This window comes from Rosenbergiella metrosideri (genome assembly GCF_022602565.1).
GTDB lineage: Bacteria > Pseudomonadota > Gammaproteobacteria > Enterobacterales > Enterobacteriaceae > Rosenbergiella > Rosenbergiella metrosideri.
Window position 1 is genome coordinate 25531 of the sequence record NZ_JALBCV010000008.1, and the last position, 21053, is coordinate 46583.

The 21053-nt window shown below is 49.9% G+C and carries 18 protein-coding genes and 1 riboswitch; of the genes, 11 read left to right on the forward strand and 7 right to left on the reverse strand.

Annotated features, from left to right (window positions below; translation table 11 throughout):
• Positions 1 to 3 precede the first annotated feature (3 nt).
• A complete protein-coding gene (gene metG / locus MKR94_RS09430; RefSeq protein WP_241646678.1) occupies positions 4 to 2067 on the reverse strand; it encodes a methionine--tRNA ligase in 2064 nt (687 codons plus the stop codon).
• Between the two features lie 150 nt (positions 2068 to 2217).
• On the opposite strand from metG, the gene apbC reads away from it, so the two are divergent.
• The 4 genes from apbC (at position 2218) to MKR94_RS09450 (ending at position 6899) form a co-directional block, all read left to right on the forward strand.
• Positions 2218 to 3348, forward strand: a complete 1131-nt coding sequence (apbC, locus tag MKR94_RS09435) for an iron-sulfur cluster carrier protein ApbC (RefSeq protein WP_241646679.1) — start codon at positions 2218 to 2220, stop codon at positions 3346 to 3348.
• A 93-nt stretch (positions 3349 to 3441) separates the two neighbouring features.
• Positions 3442 to 4005: an alkyl hydroperoxide reductase subunit C gene (gene ahpC, locus MKR94_RS09440; RefSeq protein ID WP_048912263.1), complete on the forward strand. Its 564-nt coding sequence runs from the start codon at positions 3442 to 3444 to the stop codon at positions 4003 to 4005.
• A 65-nt stretch (positions 4006 to 4070) separates the two neighbouring features.
• Positions 4071 to 5636 carry an alkyl hydroperoxide reductase subunit F gene (gene ahpF, locus MKR94_RS09445; RefSeq protein ID WP_241646680.1) on the forward strand — a complete coding sequence of 522 codons (1566 nt, stop codon included), beginning with the start codon at positions 4071 to 4073 and terminating at the stop codon, positions 5634 to 5636.
• Between the two features lie 117 nt (positions 5637 to 5753).
• Positions 5754 to 6899 carry a DUF4056 domain-containing protein gene (locus MKR94_RS09450; RefSeq protein ID WP_241646681.1) on the forward strand — a complete coding sequence of 382 codons (1146 nt, stop codon included), beginning with the start codon at positions 5754 to 5756 and terminating at the stop codon, positions 6897 to 6899.
• A gap of 4 nt (positions 6900 to 6903) precedes the next feature.
• On the opposite strand, the gene idnO is transcribed toward MKR94_RS09450, so the two are convergent.
• Both idnO and MKR94_RS09460 read right to left on the reverse strand, forming a co-directional pair.
• Positions 6904 to 7668 (reverse strand): gluconate 5-dehydrogenase, encoded by a 765-nt coding sequence (idnO, locus tag MKR94_RS09455; protein ID WP_241646682.1) that lies wholly within the window; start codon positions 7666 to 7668, stop codon positions 6904 to 6906.
• Between the two features lie 169 nt (positions 7669 to 7837).
• Entirely contained in the window at positions 7838 to 9130 is a 1293-nt protein-coding gene (locus tag MKR94_RS09460) for a D-serine ammonia-lyase (RefSeq protein ID WP_241646683.1), read from the reverse strand.
• Between the two features lie 271 nt (positions 9131 to 9401).
• Here MKR94_RS09460 and MKR94_RS09465 point away from each other — a divergent pair, with 271 nt between their 5' ends.
• From MKR94_RS09465 to thiD, 4 genes are all read left to right on the forward strand, one after another.
• Positions 9402 to 9734 carry a LysR family transcriptional regulator gene (locus MKR94_RS09465; RefSeq protein WP_338328022.1) on the forward strand — a complete coding sequence of 111 codons (333 nt, stop codon included), beginning with the start codon at positions 9402 to 9404 and terminating at the stop codon, positions 9732 to 9734.
• Positions 9735 to 10409: 675 nt separating this feature from the next.
• Positions 10410 to 11174: a hypothetical protein gene (locus tag MKR94_RS09470; protein ID WP_241646685.1), complete on the forward strand. Its 765-nt coding sequence runs from the start codon at positions 10410 to 10412 to the stop codon at positions 11172 to 11174.
• Between the two features lie 366 nt (positions 11175 to 11540).
• Positions 11541 to 11635: riboswitch (TPP riboswitch) on the forward strand.
• Between the two features lie 72 nt (positions 11636 to 11707).
• Positions 11708 to 12463, forward strand: a complete 756-nt coding sequence (gene thiM, locus MKR94_RS09475; protein WP_241646777.1) for a hydroxyethylthiazole kinase — start codon at positions 11708 to 11710, stop codon at positions 12461 to 12463.
• Entirely contained in the window at positions 12460 to 13278 is an 819-nt protein-coding gene (thiD, locus tag MKR94_RS09480; RefSeq protein ID WP_241646686.1) for a bifunctional hydroxymethylpyrimidine kinase/phosphomethylpyrimidine kinase, read from the forward strand. The genes thiM and thiD overlap by 4 nt, the downstream gene beginning before the upstream one ends.
• Here the strand turns inward: thiD and yegS are convergent.
• From yegS to MKR94_RS09500, 4 genes are all read right to left on the reverse strand, one after another.
• A complete protein-coding gene (gene yegS, locus MKR94_RS09485; RefSeq protein ID WP_241646687.1) occupies positions 13267 to 14157 on the reverse strand; it encodes a lipid kinase YegS in 891 nt (296 codons plus the stop codon). The genes thiD and yegS overlap by 12 nt on opposite strands.
• A gap of 33 nt (positions 14158 to 14190) precedes the next feature.
• The gene (gene trhP / locus MKR94_RS09490; protein WP_241646688.1) at positions 14191 to 15555 is read right to left on the reverse strand and encodes a prephenate-dependent tRNA uridine(34) hydroxylase TrhP; all 1365 of its coding nucleotides are present in this window, start codon (positions 15553 to 15555) and stop codon (positions 14191 to 14193) included.
• 108 nt (positions 15556 to 15663) lie between these two features.
• The gene (gene yegD / locus MKR94_RS09495; RefSeq protein WP_241646689.1) at positions 15664 to 17016 is read right to left on the reverse strand and encodes a molecular chaperone; all 1353 of its coding nucleotides are present in this window, start codon (positions 17014 to 17016) and stop codon (positions 15664 to 15666) included.
• Between the two features lie 65 nt (positions 17017 to 17081).
• On the reverse strand, positions 17082 to 17702 hold the full coding sequence (locus MKR94_RS09500) for a phosphatase PAP2 family protein (RefSeq protein ID WP_241646690.1): 621 nt from the start codon (positions 17700 to 17702) through the stop codon (positions 17082 to 17084).
• A gap of 224 nt (positions 17703 to 17926) precedes the next feature.
• Here MKR94_RS09500 and udk point away from each other — a divergent pair, with 224 nt between their 5' ends.
• From udk to asmA, 3 genes are read left to right on the forward strand one after another with little or no spacing between them, the layout of a single operon-like run.
• A complete protein-coding gene (gene udk / locus MKR94_RS09505; protein WP_241646691.1) occupies positions 17927 to 18568 on the forward strand; it encodes a uridine kinase in 642 nt (213 codons plus the stop codon).
• A 32-nt stretch (positions 18569 to 18600) separates the two neighbouring features.
• A complete protein-coding gene (gene dcd / locus MKR94_RS09510; protein WP_048912249.1) occupies positions 18601 to 19182 on the forward strand; it encodes a dCTP deaminase in 582 nt (193 codons plus the stop codon).
• Between the two features lie 21 nt (positions 19183 to 19203).
• Positions 19204 to 21024 (forward strand): outer membrane assembly protein AsmA, encoded by a 1821-nt coding sequence (gene asmA, locus MKR94_RS09515; RefSeq protein ID WP_241646692.1) that lies wholly within the window; start codon positions 19204 to 19206, stop codon positions 21022 to 21024.
• Positions 21025 to 21053: the final 29 nt, after the last annotated feature.

The following is a 21053-nucleotide window of genomic DNA, read 5'->3' on the forward strand; positions in this document are numbered from 1 at the left end:
CGCTTAGCGTACTGGCATACCTGGCGTTGCACCACTGTCGGCAGACAGAATAAACAGATCAGCTCCTCCTTGGCCTGCAGACAGTACCATCCCTTCCGAGACGCCAAAGCGCATTTTACGCGGTGCGAGGTTAGCGACGATAATGGTCAAGCGTCCGACGAGCACTGACGGGTCAGGATACGCGGCACGAATCCCCGAGAAGATCTGACGTTTTTCCCCACCGACATCCAGCATCAGGCGCAGTAATTTATCGGAGCCTTCGACCAGTTCAGCCACTTCGATTAGCGCCACGCGCATATCAACCTTGGCAAAATCATCGATAGTGATTGGGCCAGAAGCGGCTTCCTCGGTAGCCACTGGCACCGCGGCTTTTTTCTCCGCTTTTTTCGCTGCCTTCGGTGCTGGAGCGGCGGCCTCGGCATCCTGTTTCGAGGCTTCGATCAAGGCGTCAACTTTTGCCATCTCAATCCGTTGATACAGTGCTTTAAACGGCGCAACACGATGACCAAGTAGCGGTTGAGCGACGGAATCCCAAGTTAACGTACTTTGTAAAAAGGCTTCAGCACGTTCGCTTAATGCAGGCAGTACCGGTTTTAACCATGTCATTAATACTCGGAACAGGTGGATACCCATCGAGCAGATCGCTTGCAGTTTCGCATCGCTATCTTCTTGTTTTGCCACAACCCAAGGCGCTTGCTCATCAACATAGCGGTTCGCTTCGTCGGCCAAGGCCATGATTTCGCGAATAGCACGGCTGAACTCGCGGCTTTCCCACGCTTCGCCAATTGAGGTTGAGGCCTCAACGAAACGTTGATATAGCGCAGGGTCGTCAAGCGCTGCGGCTAACTGACCGTCGAAACGCTTCGTGATAAATCCGGCGTTGCGTGATGCAAGGTTCACCACTTTATTGACCACATCGGCATTTACCCGCTGGACGTAATCTTCTAAATTTAGATCGATATCGTCGATACGAGAAGAGAGCTTGGCGGCATAGTAATAACGTAAGCTGTCCGCATCCAGATGTTCCAACCAAGTACTCGCCTTAATGAAGGTACCACGTGATTTAGACATCTTCGCGCCGTTCACCGTCACGTAACCGTGAACGAACAGGTTGGTCGGTTTACGATGATCGCTGCCTTCGAGCATGGCTGGCCAGAATAAGCTGTGGAAGTAGACAATATCTTTACCGATAAAGTGGTAAAGCTCAGTCGTCGAGTCTTTGTTCCAATACTCATCAAAATCGATATCGGAACGCTTATTACAGAGATTACGGAACGACCCCATATAGCCGATAGGCGCATCAAGCCAGACGTAGAAATATTTTCCTGGTGCATCCGGAATTTCGAAACCGAAGTAGGGCGCGTCGCGGGAAATATCCCACTGCTGTAAGCCCGTTTCGAACCATTCTTGCATTTTATTCGCCACTTGCTCTTGCAGGGCACCCGACCGTGTCCAGGCTTTCAGCATTTCAGAGAACGAAGGCAGGTCGAAGAAAAAATGCTCAGAATCGCGCATCACTGGGGTTGCGCCAGACACCACAGATTTCGGTTCGATCAGCTCCGTCGGGCTATAAGTCGCACTGCAGACTTCGCAGTTGTCGCCATACTGATCGACGGCTTTACATTTTGGACAGGTCCCTTTTACAAAACGGTCGGGTAAAAACATCCCTTTTTCTGGATCGTAAAGCTGAGAGATGGTGCGATTCTTAATTAAACCATTATTTTTCAGTCGACCATAGATCAGCTCAGACAGCTGGCGATTCTCTTCGCAATGCGTCGAGTGATAGTTATCGTAGCTAATGTTGAAACCTGCGAAATCGCGCTGATGCTCGGCACTCATTTCTGCGATCATCGCTTCAGGTGTTATGCCCAGTTGTTGGGCTTTCAACATGATTGGGGTGCCATGCGCATCATCGGCACAGATAAACCAGGCAGTGTTGCCACGCATTCGCTGATACCTTACCCATATATCCGCTTGGATATGCTCTAGCATATGCCCAAGGTGGATTGAACCGTTGGCGTAAGGCAGGGCACAGGTGACCAGTAATTTTTTTGTGGCTTGAGTCATAATTTGCGTAGCTTTCTGTAGATGATCAAAAGGAATAATGAATGGTAACTGAAGGCCCCGACAAGGTAAACGGTTAACGTCAACTAACAGCAAGGACGATAAGAATCTGATAAGATTAGCCGATGCGTTACCATCTTATTTGCTTAACTGATGTCTTCTAGGAGCGATGCCATGTCTTTTGCCCCCTCATCCCCGCAGTCCTCTGATTTGCGCGACACCGTTAACCCGCTTCTTGCTCAGTTTTCGCATCCCACCTTACGCCAAACGCTGGTCGACCTTCAGGCGCTACAGCATGCCGTGCGACTGGATCACACCCTGCATATTGAATTACAGCTACCGTTCGCGTGGCCGCAGGGATTTAAGGCACTGCAAGCTTGGGCGACCCCGTTACTACAAGACGCGACGGGCGCTAGCGAAGTGGATTGGCACCTTGGCTACAGTATTGCCACGCTGCAGCGGGTTAAGCAATTGCCTGGCGCGAAGGGCGTGAAGAATATTATTGCCGTCAGTTCGGGCAAAGGCGGGGTCGGCAAGTCGAGTACCGCACTGAATGTCGCGCTAGCACTTGCCGATCATGGTATTCGCGTCGGGGTGCTCGATGCCGATATCTACGGCCCTTCACTCCCGCAAATGTTGGGGACCGCAGACCAACGTCCGTCCTCGCCCGATGGTAAGCATATGGCGCCTATCATGAGTTACGGCCTGGCGACTAACTCTATTGGTTATCTGGTCACAGACGATAATGCGATGATCTGGCGTGGCCCCATGGCCAGTAAGGCGTTACTACAGCTACTCAACGAGACGCTCTGGCCCGATCTCGATTATTTGGTGGTGGATATGCCGCCGGGAACCGGCGATATTCAGCTCACGTTAGCGCAAAATATTCCGGTGACCGGTGCGGTGGTAGTGACCACTCCGCAAGATGTCGCCTTGCTCGATGCGCGAAAAGGGGTGGTGATGTTCAATAAAGTCGATGTACCGGTATTGGGGATTGTCGAAAATATGAGCGTACATATCTGTCAAGCTTGCGGCCATCACGAGGCGATATTCGGTCACGAAGGCGCAAAAGCGCTCAGTGACGACTATAACGTGCCGGTGCTCGGAAAAGTGCCTTTGCATATTCAATTGCGGGAAGATTTGGATGCAGGCATACCAACCGTGGCGAAGGACCCGGCGGGAACCTTTAGCGAATTATATCGCGAGATTGCTGAGAACATTGCGACGCAGCTTTACTGGCAAGGCAATGTTATTCCTGAAGATATTTCGATTAGAGTCCTTTGATAGGTATCACTGATTAAACCAATACGCAGGAGTGATTGGCCTTAGCGAGTGGGCTGCCTTAAGGTAGCCCTAACATTCTAGCGGAGGCCAATCATGTCCATTATCAATACCAAAATCAAACCCTTTAGCAATACGGCTTTTAAAGCAGGCCAATTTATTGAACTGACCGAGAAAGACGTTGAAGGTAAATGGAGTGTATTCTTCTTCTATCCTGCCGACTTTACTTTCGTTTGTCCTACCGAGCTGGGTGACGTTGCGGACCATTACGATGAATTCCAAAAACTTGGTGTGGATATCTACTCAGTCTCCACCGATACCCACTTCACCCACAAAGCGTGGCACGGTAGTTCCGAGACCATCGGTAAAATCAACTATGCAATGATTGGTGACCCGACCGGTACGCTGACACGTAACTTCGATATTATGCGTGAAGCGCAAGGCCTTGCCGACCGCGGCACCTTTATCGTTGATCCAGAAGGGATTATCCAAGCTGTGGAAATCACCGCAGAAGGGATTGGCCGTGACGCGTCAGATCTGCTGCGTAAAGTGAAAGCGGCACAGTATGTGGCGACTCACCCTGGTGAAGTCTGCCCAGCGAAATGGAAAGAGGGTGAGGCGACCTTAGCGCCTTCTCTTGACTTAGTCGGTAAAATCTAAGCAACGCTGAGCAGTACTCTGTTACGGGCGCAATTGCGCCCGTTTTGATATCCGGGGAGAGCATAATGTTAGAAACTCAATTACAAACACAATTAAAAAGCTATTTAGAAAAACTGACTCAACCTGTCGACTTAGTGGCCTCCCTAGACCACTCTGCCGCCTCGACGGACATTCGCCAGTTGCTGACGCAGATCGCGGGATTATCAGATAAGGTAAGCTTTATCGAGGAAAACCGACCCGATGTGCGTCAGCCCTCTTTTTTAATTACGCCGCAAGGTCAGCGACATGGCCCGCGTTTTGCCGGTTCACCCTTAGGGCATGAATTTACCTCCCTTGTGCTGGCACTGTTACAGACCGGTGGGCACCCGTCGAAAGAGAGTCAGGCGCTGCTGGAACAAATTAAAGCCTTACCCGACGAATTACATTTCGAGACCTACTATTCGCTGTCCTGTCACAACTGTCCAGACGTCGTCCAAGCGCTAAATTTACTGTCGATTCTGAATCCACGTATTCACCATACCGCTATCGACGGCGGGCAATTTCAACAAGAGATTGCTGACCGCAACATCATGGGCGTGCCCGCCGTTTTACTGAACGGCGAAAGCTTCGGTCATGGTCGTATGACATTAGCCGAAATCGTCAATAAAGTGGACAGTGGTGCCGCTGCGCGTCAAGCCGCCACGTTATCTGAACAGGCCCCTTACGAGGTATTAATCGTCGGGAGTGGTCCTGCAGGGGCTGCTGCCGCAATCTATACCGCCCGAAAAGGGGTTCGGACCGGACTGGTGGGTGAGCGTTTCGGGGGGCAGGTGCTTGATACAGTTGATATTGAAAACTATATCTCCGTACCTAAAACTGAAGGCAGTCACTTAGCGACCGCGCTACGCACCCATGTGCAAGATTATCAGGTCGATATTATTGAAGCCCAACAAGCCAGCCAGCTTATTCCTGCCCGCGAGCAGGGTGGACTTCACCAGCTCAACACTGCTAGCGGTGCGACGTTACTCGCTAAAAGTATCATTGTGGCGACCGGTGCACGCTGGCGGAATATGGGGGTTCCTGGCGAGGAAACTTACCGTACACGCGGGGTAACCTATTGTCCTCACTGTGATGGCCCGTTGTTTAAAGGTAAACGTGTTGCCGTTGTTGGAGGAGGAAACTCCGGTGTCGAGGCAGCCATCGATCTGGCAGGGCTGGTCGAGCATGTCACCTTACTAGAATTTGCGGACTCACTGAAGGCTGACCAGGTGCTGCAAGCTAAGCTACGCAGTCTGCCTAATGTTGAGATTATCGTCAATGCGCACACGCAAGAGGTGTTGGGCGACGGTCAACAGGTGACCGGATTGGTATGGAAAGATCGCCAAACGGCCCAACTCAATACGTTGGCACTGGCTGGAATTTTCGTACAAATTGGCTTACTGCCCAATACAGGATGGTTAGAAGGCGTTATCGACCGTAACCCTATGGGGGAAATTATTGTCGATTCGCGTGGTGCGACCAACCAACCGGGCATTTTCGCCGCTGGGGATTGTACCACCGTCCCGTACAAACAAATTATCATTGCCACTGGCGAAGGCGCGAAAGCAGCCTTAAGTTCCTTCGATTATCTGATCCGGTCTAAACCGCTGTAACAGCAATGCGCGATTGCTTGAGCCCGATCGGGTTTAAGCAATTTTCAGAAATTACCAGCATGACAACTCTCCACTTTTCGCGTTAACTGTAGGCAAAATAGTTAATGGAAAAGTAAAATGTTCCCCTTCAGGCGCTGCCGTTCTTCTTTGTTAATTGCGCTCACGCTCTCCTTACTCCCCAGTGCGTGGGCGCTCAAACCGCCACTCGATTTGGCAACCCAACCTGAACAAAAAGCCTTGGTGGTAAGCCAACTGCCCGTGCTACAAAAGCCCGAAGGGCTTCGACCTTGCTGTGCGTTTGGCCATGATTTGCGAGTGGAACTGAAAGGCACACCGGTACCCTTTTATCGGTTGGATAATATCGTTGAAAGCCATCGGTTAGGGACTCATCGCTATAATGATAGCTTTGTCCGTGGACTGACTAGTATGGTTGGGGGCGGCAGTGAAAAAAATGGTATTATCTATACCACGCAAAGCGGATTTATCGATACCGCACATGTGCGAGACAGTATGGATATGACCTACTGGATTGCCAGTCAGTTATTGCAGCATCAGGGGAGTGCCTTTCGTGTCAGCTTAAGCAATGAACTCGCTCGCCGAGATATCGTCATCCGGACTTATCAAGTGCCGAGCGATCCGCAGCAAGCCTTCAGTGTTGTAGTGTGGACCGCTGCACGGGTGGCCTTCGATCTCGCCGCTTGGCATGAGATCGCGCAATGGTATGGGTTCGAATCGGTGCCTGGTTTCTCCGAAGGCGTCTCTGCGTTTTCGCCAGAAGATCTCTATTCTAACCTCTTGGGCGTTCGTTTAGCCGCCTCGCTGCTATTGCAGGGAGAGGGCAGTGAGATCAAAGACTATAATTCCCATGCGACTGAGATCATTACGCAAGCCCTTGATCAATTGGGGGCAGTGCCAAAAAACGTTACGGCACAATATTTTGACCGGCTAGACGGGCAGTGGTGGGATAGCCAGCGCCGAGTGCCGAATAAATGGTTGGTCCGCCACCGTAATTACCTGACCCAAAATGCACGACAGCCTAGCATCCTTCCCGGTGAGCCAGGGGCAAATCATGCATTGGCTTTACCTGAAAAAGTGGCAGGAATAACCTTAGATGACGTGGCCGCACTGGAATTGATACCGATCAAGGCATCCAAACAGTTGCCTACTTTTCATGAGAAGCTTACCCGCGCGGATTTTCAGCGGTTAGCAGAGCAGGCTGAGATCGAGGATGCCCGACAGCGGCCTGCGCTTAACGCCAAATGATAAATCAAACCGCGACGCGCATTCCGCCATCAACGAACAGCAGATGACCATTCACAAAGTCGGACGCTTTTGACGAGAGGAACACCGCGGCACCGATCAACTCTTCGGGATTCCCCCAGCGGGCGGCTGGGGTACGTTTGGTTAACCAATCGGTGAAGGCTTTATCGTCAACTAAGGCCTGAGTCATCTCCGTCGCGAAATAGCCGGGAGCGATGCCATTAACCTGAATATTATAGCGCGCGAGCTCCACACACATTCCTCGTGTCAGCATAGTGACCGCGCCCTTAGAGGCGGCATAAGGGGTGATGGTATCGCGCCCCAGTTCGCTCTGCATCGAGCCAATATTGATAATTTTTCCGGCTTGACGCTTGGCCATATAACGCGCGACCGTTTGTGACACTAAAAAGACGGCGGTTTGGTTTACCGCTATCACATCGTTCCAATCTTGTTCGGCGAATTCAAGAAAAGGGCGACGGCGTTGAATCCCAGCATTATTGATTAGGATATCGATTTGCCCCAGAGTCGATTCAATGTGCTCAATGGCCTCAACCACTTTTTGTGAATCCGTCACATCGAAGGCCACTGCATGAGCGGTATGGCCCAATGCACGGAGTTTGGCTGCCGCGCTCTCGGCTCCTGCCTGCTGTGTGGCGTTGATGATGACTTCCGCACCCGCTTCCGCTAACCCTTTTGCCATAAGAAAGCCAATCCCACGCCCTGAACCGGTGATCAGTGCGCGTTTATCTGTTAGCGAGAAGAGTTGGCTCATGCAAGTTTTCCTTATTCATCATTAAGTAAAAGTTAAGTGAGGCTTATTTAGCGAAATTAGTGTCGCTGTTAATGTGATATATATCACTCTTTTTCTATTTTACAAATTGATGATACGCAAAGCGTGCGCTGGGTAAGCTTTCTCGAGCACGATTACGGAAAACATTCGGTTAAGGCAGGTTCCCCATTTCAAGATAGCGCTGCATCTCCGCCTGCGGCACCATACTGCCTCCCGTGGCCCAGACCAGATGCGTCGCATGGCTAAGTCTCGACGCCTCGTTACCTATCCATAATGGGCCTTGCATACCGGCTAAGGCCGAAGGCTCGAGTTGAATATTTTCGCTGTGATGGAGCAGCAGTTGTAAGTCTGAGAGCCGTTGATCGCTTAGTGTATAACAGCCATCGATCAGCGATGCCATCGCCCGTCCGACAAATCCTGATGCACGACCGACCGCCAAACCATCGGCAATGGTATGGTTATCAAGTCCAATATCCTGAACCGAGATAGCCTCGTGGTAGCCGGTACTTAGCCCTAACAGCATACAGGGAGAGTGTGTCGGCTCAGCAAAATAACAGCGTACGGCATCGCCAAAGGCAAGTTTAAGCCCAAAGGCTACCCCTCCCGGCCCGCCACCTACACCACAGGGTAGATATACACAGAGTGGATGCTGCGGATCGACGGAAATTCCCAGTTCCGCTAATTGCGCGGGTAGACGCAAACCCGCGACGGCATATCCGAGGAATAGGGTAGAGGAATGTTCATCATCGATAAAAAAGCAGTGGGGATCGTTTGCCGCCGTTTGTCGGCCCTGTTCCACGGCGACGCTATAATCATTTTGGTGTTCGATAACCGTTACTTGGTGGTCTCTCAGTCGCTGTTTTTTCCACTCTCGGGCATCGGATGACATATGCACAATTACTTGAAAGCCTAATGTCGCACCCATTATCCCAATCGATAATCCAAGATTCCCTGTCGAGCCGACCGCAATTTTATAGCGACCAAACAATTGCCGGAAGTAGGGGGTGAGCAGCTGGCGGTAATCGTCCTGTTCGCTAAACTCTCCTGACGCCAGCGCCAGTTTTTCTGCCAACATCAGCACTTCGTAAATCCCTCCCCGAGCTTTAATCGAACCGGAGATCGGTAGGTGACTATCTTTCTTTAGCCAGAGTTTACCGTGTAAGGGGCCTTGTTGTGCTAAAGCGTGCTGCATGGCGGGGATGTCGACAATTTCTGATTCGATAATTCCGCCACGCGCGCGGCTTTCGGGAAAGGCTTCGGCGATCAAGGGCGCAAAGCGCTGCAGGCGCTCGGCCGCATCCTGAACGTCCGTTAAGGTGAATCCCACGCGCGTTAACCCCTCACTGGCAGGGAGGCAGTGTGGATTCGGCCAAAATAAAGGGGTCTTGGTCGAGAGTTGCTGAACAATCTTATTGTTATTAAGCGCGGGAAATTTATCCGTCATAGTTTTATCCACTTAGTCTATACCCAGAATTAATAGGGCGTGATCACTCACCGTTAAGCGGCAGCATACTGTTGCAACCGATACGCTGACAAGTGATCGCTTTTCAGCTTGGGCTGAGGGCACATCATGTGAACCTGTTGTGAATTTATTGCATTATGCCTGCCTAGAGCGTGGGTCATAGCAAACCGAGGCGTTAATGATGAGGGTAATATTCTAAACAGTTTTCAAGCAGGGCAGCTTAACCGCTTACAAACCTTCACCAAAAGGTTCTATTGCCTTAGCCGCACGAATACTCTGCTTAACAGCCAGCGCCGTCAGCCACCGTATCCGCCATTTGGAGCGAGAGCTCAATATACCGCTCTTTATGCGTCTGCACCGTAAAATCATTTTACCGGCCGAGGGGGCACGTCTCTTTCAGAAAATCACGCTCTCTTTCGATTTACTGAGTAAAGAGCTGCTCGATCTTAAGCATCAAGGCGTCGTCGGTCGGTTAAACCTTTATAGTCGGCCCTCATTTGCTCAGGCATGGCTTGCCCCCCGATTAGCGGATTTTTTAGATCGTTATCCCGGTATCGACGTCTGCCTCTCAACGGGCAATGATTAGATCCAACTGAACGAGCTTGGGGTAGATATTGCCATCAACATCGGTCATCTTAGCCTGCCGGGACTTACCTGTACGCCGTTGATGAACGAATCCATCACGCCGGTCTGCTCATCTCTATTGTGATCAGATGGCGTTAGCCGTTACCACCGTATTTCATCATGGTGGCGTTACCATGGGGCGAATGCGGTTGCTTGAAGAGAAACTTCAGTCTGGCAGCTTGGTGGCACCCTTTCCCGATAAAATCTTGGCCCCTATGGCTATGCGTTATATACGCAGCAGGGCACCCATTAGCCTAAAGTCCAACTGTTTATGGCGTGGATAGCTGAGCAGGCGGGGGAGTAGGAAATAACGGTCGTAACGCCCGACTTATCGCCGCCAACTAAGTTATTCGGGTGTTTCTTGTCATACATCACTCTTCAGTAATACTTTTCTTGCAGCGACACATAACTTCTCTTAAGCTGCCAAATTATAGAAAAACGCTTTCTCTTCGCCTTGGAGTGCTGAGGTTATCAGGCTGAGAAATACCCGTAATTTATGAGTTGTGGTACCGATTTATAAATTTAGGATTCGATAACTATTCTAAAGTTATCCCCTGACTGCCTTCGCAGAAGGAATCTAAAAACATTCTTGGCATAATTCAATAACGATAAGTTAAGTTATAAGATGGTATCTACTATGGAAAAAGTAAAATTGAGAAATATTAACGGATTATTACTAAGTACTTTTGGATGTATTTTGTTAAGTGCTTGCGCAAATACCCCTTCACCGCCAAGAACCAAGATTGTCGATACAAGAACAATAGATTTTGATAATTCTTCTAGAATTACTGTACTCACGCAGAATGCTATAAACGGTGACGTGGTTGAGGATACTGATAACACATTAAATGTTGTCTCTAAAACAGATACCGCAACACTTGTAGGTTTAAAAACGTTACAGATTGCAGCTACGCTGCTTGGCGGTGGAAGTTCCAATACTGATGGATTTAGCAAAGAACAGTTAAAAGGTAACTTTATTCCTAGTGTTAAAAATAAAACAATGGATTATTTGAACCCTGAGCTGGATACAATGCTAAAAGGTATGAACACCTACACAGGAAAGGAGGCTAAAGTTACCGTTCAACCTTACAAGTTTAAGCTTATCTATGAAAGTTTAGCAAACAATAATTATGAATTTAAGTATTCAACCACAATAAGCGTCGGGGACTTTTACCAAGTTTGCTCAAGCAGTGATCTACTCTCCTCTGAGCGAATTAAGCCGATTGATGAATGGGAGAAAAATAATTACGAGCTAACCCAAGTAACCACTAGAAAAATCATAAAAAATTGCTTTGAAAAAATCAATCAAGCGGAAAATAAAGCAAAGCTACAAAATGCTTTATTAAAATCCACACTCAACGACCATAAAGAAAACATGCTCAACGTAAGTACTTCCGGTTAACGCTAAAACATATCTGTTGATGACTTGACATAAAAAAAGAGCTTTTATGTAGTGGTAGGCGCTTAGATTAACACGTAGAAACCTTTTTTATGAGACTTGGCGCAATTCCTCGCCTACTGATATTGATTCTGTCTTCGACACCAGAAAGCGGTGGATGACGCCAATTCATTATTCTGAATGTTTGGCTAAAATATAATTTTCCAGAGGTTTTATCTGCACTCTAGGCGCTATTTGAGTGGTATTGATGAAGGCAGAGGGTAAGGGTTGAGTGGTAAGTGAGAAAATAGGCGAAGTAGCATTACCTCGCTGACGCACTTGCGACGCAAAGCAATTTCCTCTACTCTGCCAAATCTAAGAAGATACAATCTTCATGACTCGGGGTGCCTACTTACTCAGGCTGAGAAATACCCGTATTACCTGAACTGGATAATGCCAGCGTAGGAAAGTCACTCGCCTCATTAGGGGCTGTCTTTCTACCGCCGGTGGGAGACAATATGCCCACAGATACCGTTATATCCGAGCTTGATGCAGCGATGGCCCAACAGGCTATCGCTCAGCTTGCCGACCATCCGCCGCTTATTCACTGTATCACTAACACTGTTGTGCAGAACTTCACCGCCAATCTATTGCTTGCGGCTGGGGCGATACCGGCAATTATTATCGACCCGAGTGAATGCCAAGAATTTGCATCAATCGCCGATGGGCTGTTAGTGAATGTCGGTACCCTGCACCACGAACACTGTCCCACTTATTACCATGCCGCGGAAAATGCTAACCGTTTTGCTAAGCCATGGGTACTGGATCCGGTGGCTGTCGGCGGTTTGACCCTGCGGACTGAATTTTGTCGCAAACTGCTGTCATTGAATCCGAGTGTGATTCGCGGTAACGCTTCAGAAATCAGCGTATTAGCGGGTGAAACGACTGGCGGACGAGGACCTGAAACGCAACTGAGGGCCGAGCAAGCACTCGATGCCGCGCGAAAACTGGCGAAGACGATTGAGGGCATCGTCGTGGTCACCGGAGAAGTGGACCTGATCACTGATGGTGAGAAAACCCTTAAGGTCTCGGGAGGTTCAGTGTTAGCCACTCGGGTGACGGGGACCGGTTGTGCGTTGTCGGCACTTTGTGCGGCCTTCGCCTCGCTAGCGGGCGATAGGCTGAGCAACGTGGCGAGTGCATGTTGGATGCTCTCTCGTGCGGCAGAATTCGCTGCGCGGCAGGCCGCGGGGCCCGGAACCTTCGCGCTGCATTTACTCGATGGTCTTGCCCAGCAGCGGGAGGCGAAATGAGTCCCTATAATATTTTAACCATTGCCGGAACCGACCCCTCGGGTGGTGCGGGTATCCATGCCGATTTAAAAACCTTTAGTGCATTGGGGGGTTATGGTGCGAGTGTCATCACTGCCTTAGTTGCGCAAAACACCTGCGGTGTGCAAGGTATATTCCCTATTACTGCCGAGTTTGTCCGCCAGCAATTAGACTCGGTCTTGACCGATCTGGATATTGCCAGCGTGAAAATGGGGATGTTACATCACCAAGGTATTACCGAGCAGGTGGCCGCAGGCTTGCAGCACTCATCAATTCCTTGGCGGGTCTTGGATACAGTGATGCTGGCAAAAAGTGGCGATCCCTTGTTAGATCCTGAAGCGATACGCTGCCTGCGTGAGGTCCTGATCCCCGAGGTGTCGATCATTACCCCGAATATTCCTGAGGCTGCCGCGTTACTCGATTGTCAACCTGCCGAAAATGAGGCACAGATGCGTGAGCAGGGCGAAAAACTGCTTACCTTAGGTTGTGAAGCAGTGTTGATGAAAGGCGGTCATCTACAGACGGTTGAAAGCCCTGATTGGCTAATAACGACCACCGGTGAGCAGCGTTTTAGCCAACCAAGAATTGCGACTCATAATACCCATGGAACAGGCTGTACATTGTCGGCTGCACTGGCGGCCCTACGCCCGCATTTTACGGACTGGGCGCAGACGACTTGGCAAGCAAAACAGTGGTTGCAAGGGGCGATTGCTCATGCCGATGAGTTAAATGTTGGACAGGGCCATGGCCCCGTCCACCATTTTTACCAACAGTGGCCCGTCAGTTTACCCCAATAGGCCACAGATAGCGGGCAGACGAAAACGGATCGCTTCACCTAAGACTTTAAAGTGGAAGTGCGTGCCACTTTGCGGTTCGCCATCCAAGTTAAAGGTCATGGTATGTTCGCTGGTCAGGGTAAATTCACTGGCGCGTTGGTTGATGATATTAGGATTTTCATCATCACGGGTCAGTGAGTGTAGCAGGGAAGGGAACAGCTCCTGCGCTGTGATGACGGTCAAGGCCAGCTGTTGATCGTTGATCAAGGCCGTTGGACAGAGTCGCTGCCCACCGCCTGCCATGCGGCCATTACCTACCGCAATCACCAAGGCATCGCCTTGCCATTGCCATTGTTCACTGGCAAGGGTGCAGTGATCTGGCTTCAAACGGTCCATCCGTAACAGTCCATGCAGGAAATAGGATGCCCCGCCAAGGGCCGACTTCAATTTTTCTGGCGTCTCGGTGGTAATTCGCGTTCCAAAACCGCCCGTCGCCATATTGATAAAATAGTGCTGTTGATTGACACAGGCAAGGTCGATAGGCTGCGCCGTGGCGGTCAGCGCTAACCTTAAGGCTGCTTCAATCTCCTGTGGTATGCCGATACTGGTGGCAAAGTCGTTTGCTGTGCCCAACGGTAATACTGCCAGGGGTGGACGTTGGGCCGCCGAGAAACGCATAAGGCTATTGACTGCCTCGTTCAAGCTACCATCGCCGCCGCCGATAATCAGGGTTGAACACTTAGCTTCAATGGCCTCGGTGATAAAACGGTGACAGTCACCAAACTCCCAGGTCACTCTGACTTCTAGGCGTCTTCCTTCCTCCCGTAGGAGAGTGACAGCGTCACGAATAGTCGGGTCACTGGCTTTTTTGCCGTGTAAAATCAGAAACGCTGAACCCATGTTTTATCCCTTCACTTAATAACATTGGCTCCTTTATACCATACCTGCGCCTTGAGTGTTGCAATGGGGCGCTTGGGTGGTCTGCCCCTTTTCCAAATGGCGAACGAGTAGCGCGTAGCCAAGCTCGGTATTGGCGGGGATTGGGATCCACACGCGGTAACCATCACCTGGGGCCACGGTGATGGGCCTACGCTGTTTATCGTGCAGGGTATCGAGAATAAATGAGAAATTACCGCTGGGGGTCATCACTTCTAGGTGGTCACCACACTGGAATTTATTTTTAACAATCACCTCGGCGAAGCCTTGGTCTTGGGCTTGACTGAATTCGCCGACAAATTGCTGCCGATCAGAAACAGAGTACCCCTGCTGAATATTTTGATAGCTATCATGGGTATGGCGGCGTAAAAATCCTTCGGTATACCCGCGGTGGGCTAATCCCTCCAAGGTGGTAAGTAACGAGGGATCGAAAGGTTTTCCGGCTTGTGCATCATCAATGGCCTTACGATAGACTTGTGCGGTGCGGGCGCAGTAGTAGAAAGACTTGGTTCGTCCTTCAATCTTTAATGAGTGGATGCCCATTTCGACTAAGCGGGGAACGTGCTCTACGGCCCGTAAGTCCTTGGAATTCATGATATAGGTGCCATGCTCGTCCTCGGTCGCACTCATCGGTTCGTCAGGACGCATTTTATCCGTCAATAATAGCGCTTGCGCGGTGGTGGGCCCAAGACCAAGCGTTGGAGCGGCGGCTTTACTCTCTACTATATGGCCAAGATCGTCCTGCTGAGCGGGGGTAACCTTATAGTCCCAACGACAGGCATTGGTGCAGGTTCCCTGATTGGGGTCGCGTTTGTTGAGATAGCCTGAAAGTAAACAGCGGCCAGAGTAGGCCATACAGAGCGCACCATGTACGAAAACTTCGAGTTCCATCTCGGGGACTTGCTGGCGGATCTCACTGATCTCTTCCAATGACAGTTCCCGTGACAGGATAACGCGACGAATGCCTTGTGTTTGCCAAAACTTAACGGTAGCCCAATTTACCGCATTGGCTTGAACAGAAAGGTGGAGGGGAAGGCTAGGGAAATGTTCACGCACCAGCATGATCAGCCCAGGATCAGACATAATGAGTGCATCGGGTTGTAGGGCAACAATCGGCGTTAGGTCGCGGATAAAAGTCTTGAGCTTAGCGTTATGCGGCGCAATATTACTGACAACATAGAATTTCTTACCGAGCTGGTGGGCCTCTTGGATCCCTATGGCGAGATTCTCAAGCGTGAATTCATTATTTCTGACGCGCAGACTGTAGCGCGGTTGTCCCGCATAAACGGCATCAGCGCCATAGGCAAAGGCATAGCGCATATTTTTCAACGAACCCGCAGGAGAGAGTAATTCTGTTGTCATGATCAACCCCATACTAAAGCAGGGTTAATGGTAACCCTGTAAAAAGTAGGGGATTGTACGACCCGTCCTGTAGTCCAACAACTGTTAACTTTTATTGAATTGATCTGACTACGCAAAAAGCGTATTAGCCCAGCGTGTTAGCCCCAAGGTTACCGACCCAAAATCATCCCCTTGGACAATTTGAGTCTCGGGCAGAAGTTGCTCCAACGCTTGACGTAACAGCGGTGACCGCGCGCTGCCGCCCGTTAAGTAAATGACTTCAGGTTGGACGGTAGCTTGCTGCATCACCTCCACCACTTGCTGTAGCATTTTCTGTAAGGGGGCATCGATCGCTTCCCGCAAGGTTTGCGCAGAAAGGCGCAGTTCCAATGCCGTATCGAGGTAGCTTAAATCACAGTGGGTTTCAGACTGTTCGGAGAGGTCAATTTTCGCTTGCTCAGCGCTGCGAACCAACTGATAGCTTTGCTTTTCTTGCCACAAGGTCAGTAGACGGGTCACCAGCTCGGGCTGTTGCGCATCTTTGACCATTTGTTGAAGTTGCTTACCGCCACTGGCACTGTAAAAGTCGCCTTGAGCCATCACATCATTAATGGCGATGGCGTTCCACCAAGGTAGCATCGGTAACGCTTTGCCGGTGCGTGAAGGGCTGCCTGCACCTAACAGCGGCATCAGCTGTTTATAGGCCAGCATAATGTCTAGGTCATTTCCCCCCACCCGACAGCCACTGTGCGCCAGTAAGCTTTCGCTACGCTCAGCTTTAAGCCGCCATTCGGGGCCCATCAGCAGCAGTGAGCAGTCGGTGGTTCCCCCGCCGATATCGACGACCAGAACACGTGTTTCGCGGGTGAGCCGAGATTCATACTCTAAGCCTGCTGCCACCGGCTCAAACTGAAATTCTACTTCGCGAAATCCTGCCCGTAATGCTGCGCGACGCAAAATACCGACCGCTTGCTGATTCGCCTCTTCACCGCCAGTGCCTTGGAAGTTAACTGGGCGTCCAATAACGGCTTGCTCAATTGGTGTTTGGGTGTGCAGCTCTGCTTGCTGACGGATATGCAACATCATGGCGCAGACGACGTCATCAAAAAATGCGATTTGTTGCGGCTTGAGTCCCTTAGCGCCGAGGAACGATTTGGGTGATTTCACAAACCAAACGTCTTGTGGATCGGCGATATAGTGGTTCAGCGCAGATAAGCCAAATTGCACACTTTGCGCAGAGACGGGCAGATCTTCATCACGATTGGCCCGCAAGGCTTGCTGTAAAAGTGCGGTCTCTTCGGCGGTGTGATAACTGATACCGTGATGACGATATAACCATTCACTGACTGCTGAACGAAGAGGGGCGCTCATCATTGAGGGGAGTAATTTTTCTGACCCTGCAAGCGGCAGCTGTTGAAATCGCCCCTCTCGTTCAACGGCTACCGAACAGTTTGCTGTACCATAATCGAAACCAATTACCATGCTGCACCCCTTCAATAAAAGGGGCGCACTTTAACGGGTTACAGCGCAAAGTCAATCGTTAACGCTCATCGCCCCAAGGAGAGGAGTTGCTGCCGTGTATGAGGCTGTTCCATTCCGGCAAGTTTTGCTGCCAGCGTACCGAGGAAAAGTTGGGTTGTGGCGGGCTTTCCCTGCAACACCAAAAACAGTGGTAGGGCAACAATGAGCAGTAATTCGATCCGGTTTATCGGTTTAAACGCCACTTTCCGCTGCATAGCCAAGAAGAATAGGCTGCAACAACAGCCTAATAAAAAGCCGCAGATCACTTCGCTCGGCGAGTGGGCATGCAGTACAAGACGAGAATAGGCGATGGTCAGGGCAAAAAGGTAACCGAGGACTACCCAGAGCAGCGGGCGTTTAAACGAAAATCCACGGGCGATAAACCAAAAAAAGATCGGCCAAAACGTTGTGGACATCGTGGTATGACCGCTAAAGCCGGTAAAGTTATAGCGCGCACTACCAATAAGAAATCCTAGAAATAAGAATTTAGAGATGCTGACCACTAACCCTGCAGTGCCAAAACTGGTCAACCAGTAGAATGCTGGTGCCAATCTCGACGTGTTATAGAATAGGGCAAATGCCAAGACAACAGCACTCGGTAACAGCAGCATGCTATCGCCAAAATAGGTCAACAATTGCCAGTGCATAAATCCTCTGAAGGTGACAGGGATTGGCTGCCAGTCAGCCAATTCAGCGCGCTAGTGTATCCAACCACGACCAAAAAAACAGTGTTAAACTCTTAAAAGTACGTCCTTTTTGCTAGCATCACTGCCGTGAAACCCTTATAATCGCCGGCGTTTATCCTCCCATTTTGCTAGAGTGCTTGCGGCACTACGCGGGTATTTCGGCTTCAGTTTCAGGTTGTAAAATAATGACTGACCAGTCTCATCAATGTGTGATTATCGGAATTGCGGGCGCATCCGCATCTGGAAAAAGTTTAATTGCGAGTACGTTGTATCGTGAAATTCGTGATCAAGTGGGCGATGAACATATCGGTGTTATCCCAGAAGATTGTTACTATCGTGACCAAAGCCATCTCACGATGGAAGAGCGTATCAAGACCAATTATGACCATCCCAACGCGATGGACCATGATTTACTCTTGAATCAGCTGCAAGCCCTTAAATCAGGTCAGTCGATTGAACTCCCGCTGTACAGCTATTCCGAACACACCCGCATGGAAAAAACCCAAACGTTAAAACCCAAAAAAGTGATTATCCTTGAAGGGATTCTACTGTTGACCGATGCGCGACTGCGTAACGAATTAAACTTCTCCATTTTTGTCGACACACCGTTAGATATCTGTTTAATGCGTCGGATGAAACGCGATGTCAACGAACGGGGACGCTCAATGGATTCGGTGATGAGTCAATACCAAAAAACTGTCCGCCCAATGTTCCTGCAGTTTATCGAACCGTCCAAACAATACGCCGACATCATCGTGCCTCGCGGCGGAAAAAATCGTATTGCGATCGATATTTTAAAAGCTAAGATTAATCAATTCTTTGAATAAGTTTTTATGCGATATTTTATTAGGGAATCACTATGAGATTATGTGACCGAGACATTGAAGCATGGATGGATGAAGGGAAACTTTGCATCGATCCCCGCCCGCCTGTTGAGCGGATTAATGGTGCCACGGTCGACGTACGCCTCGGGAATGGCTTTCGGACCTTTCGCGGACATACGGCGGCATATATCGATTTAAGTGGCCCTAAAGATGCGGTAAGCGCCTCGCTTGAACGTGTGATGAGCGAAGAAATCGTCTTAAAAGATGATGAGGCGTTCTTTTTACATCCTGGCGAGCTGGCGTTGGCCGTGACCTATGAATCAGTCACCTTACCAAATGATTTGGTTGGCTGGTTAGATGGTCGTTCATCCTTAGCCCGTCTAGGATTAATGGTTCATGTCACCGCACATCGCATCGATCCCGGTTGGAAAGGACGAATTGTGTTAGAATTCTTTAACTCGGGTAAGCTGCCATTGGCTTTACGTCCAGGGATGTTAATCGGAGCATTGAGTTTTGAACCTTTATCCGGACCTGCCGCGCGGCCTTATAATAGCCGTCAAGATGCTAAATACCGTGACCAACAGAGCGCGGTCGCTAGCCGAATCGATAAAGATTAATTTCGCTTAAAGGGAGATGGCATGAGAAAGCTGATAACCACCTTCGCCATTCTCATTGCGGTGCTGGTCGCAGGAATGACGGCTTTAGTTCTGTTGGTGAATCCGAATGATTTTGAACATTATATGGTTCAACAGGTTAAAAAGCGCAGTGGTTATCAACTCACGCTGAAAGGTGATTTGCGCTGGCATGTGTGGCCAAGACTGAGCATCTTAAGTGGGCCGATTGTGCTTACCGCGCCGGGAGCTTCACAACCAGCGGTAACGGCTGACAACATGCGTTTAGATGTTGAGCTTCTCCCTTTACTCTCCCACCAGTTACACATCAGTAAAGTCTTAGTCATGCATGCGGTGATTCAAGCCACACCGGATGCAGCCGCCAAAATGCCCCCCGCAGGACCGATCGCGCCAGATGATAATAGTTCTTTCGCCCCCTCTTTGGGCCAGTGGTCTTTAGATATTGCAGATCTGTCGGTGGCGAATAGTTTACTGATATGGCAAGACCCACAAGGTGAACAACTCAATTTCCGTAATGTCGATCTGAGTTTGCATCAAGACAGTTCGCGGGTTGGACGCTATTACCTAAGTACAGCTTTAACGCGAAACCAGCAGACATTCTCAATTGATTTCGAAGGACAGATGGATGCGCGCCATTATCCCTATAAATTGGCTTTTTCGGTCGATCGTGGCAGTTATCAGTTACAAGGCGTCTCTTTACCCGAGCAGGGTGTGAAGGGAGAAACGACCTTTAGCGCCCAGTGGTCACCGATGAGCAATACTTTCGACCTCAACGACTTTAGTTTGCATGCAAACGACAGCGATTTTACTGGCGAAGCCAGCGGTGTATTAGCGCCTGCCTTACAGCTTAACCTTAATTTACATTCACAGAACGCTAATTTTGACCAGTTGTTATTATCTGGCGAGTCGCAAGTCTCGCAGCAAGTCGCTGCGCAGACCAATAGTCCAGAGCGTGTCGACGTGCAAACTCGCGCTCGTACCCCTGTGGTCGTCGAAAAAAATAATCGCGGCTTTATTGACTGGTTGAATCAAAGTGAGATTGCTAGTCAACTTACGGCTGATCAAGCCACTTGGCATGGGGTGACTGTCAAGGGGTTAAGATTGAATGCGCATAATGCGATGGGCATGATGAGCTTGAATACGCTCTCCGGTAAGGTGGATGATGGCCATTTCACGATTCAAGGTAAAGTGGATTTCCGACCTGAATTAGCTACCGTCGACCTACACACCGATTTACAGCATATTCCTTTGCAAGTTGTGCAGCCATTATTGCAAATACCGCCGGTACTACGTGGGGACGTGTCGTTACAAGGTGACTTTACCGGACAAGGGCTACGCGGTAGGGATATCCTGACCCAATGGCAAGGCCGCTCGACCATCGATCTTATTGGTCTCGACATTCCGCAAATGAATGTGCAACAAATGGTGATTGATGCCGTTACGCGTGCCAGTAACCGCGTCAACTCAGATCCGACTCTTCATCCGGTTATTCCTGATATGCGGGGTAATTTTAGCTTAGGGAATGGCACGCTACAGTTGACGCGTTTGGAAGGCGAGAATGCCCAAGTCTCATTGAATGCGTCGGGTGAGATTAATTTCCAACAGTATCAGCTCGATATCACCTTTAACCTCTTAACACGTGGCTGGAAAGGCGACCCCGGCATGATTGCCTTACTGGCGAATCAACCAATCCCGTTACGTTTTTATGGTCCTTGGAATCACTTGCAATATTCGCTATCAGTCGATAGGTTATTGAAAAATAATCTTAAGAGTCGATTACAGCAGTGGCTCAAAGATAACGATAAGGCTAAACATCCCTCATCGTGATAGGGCAGGGAGAGTTTCAGACTCTCCCT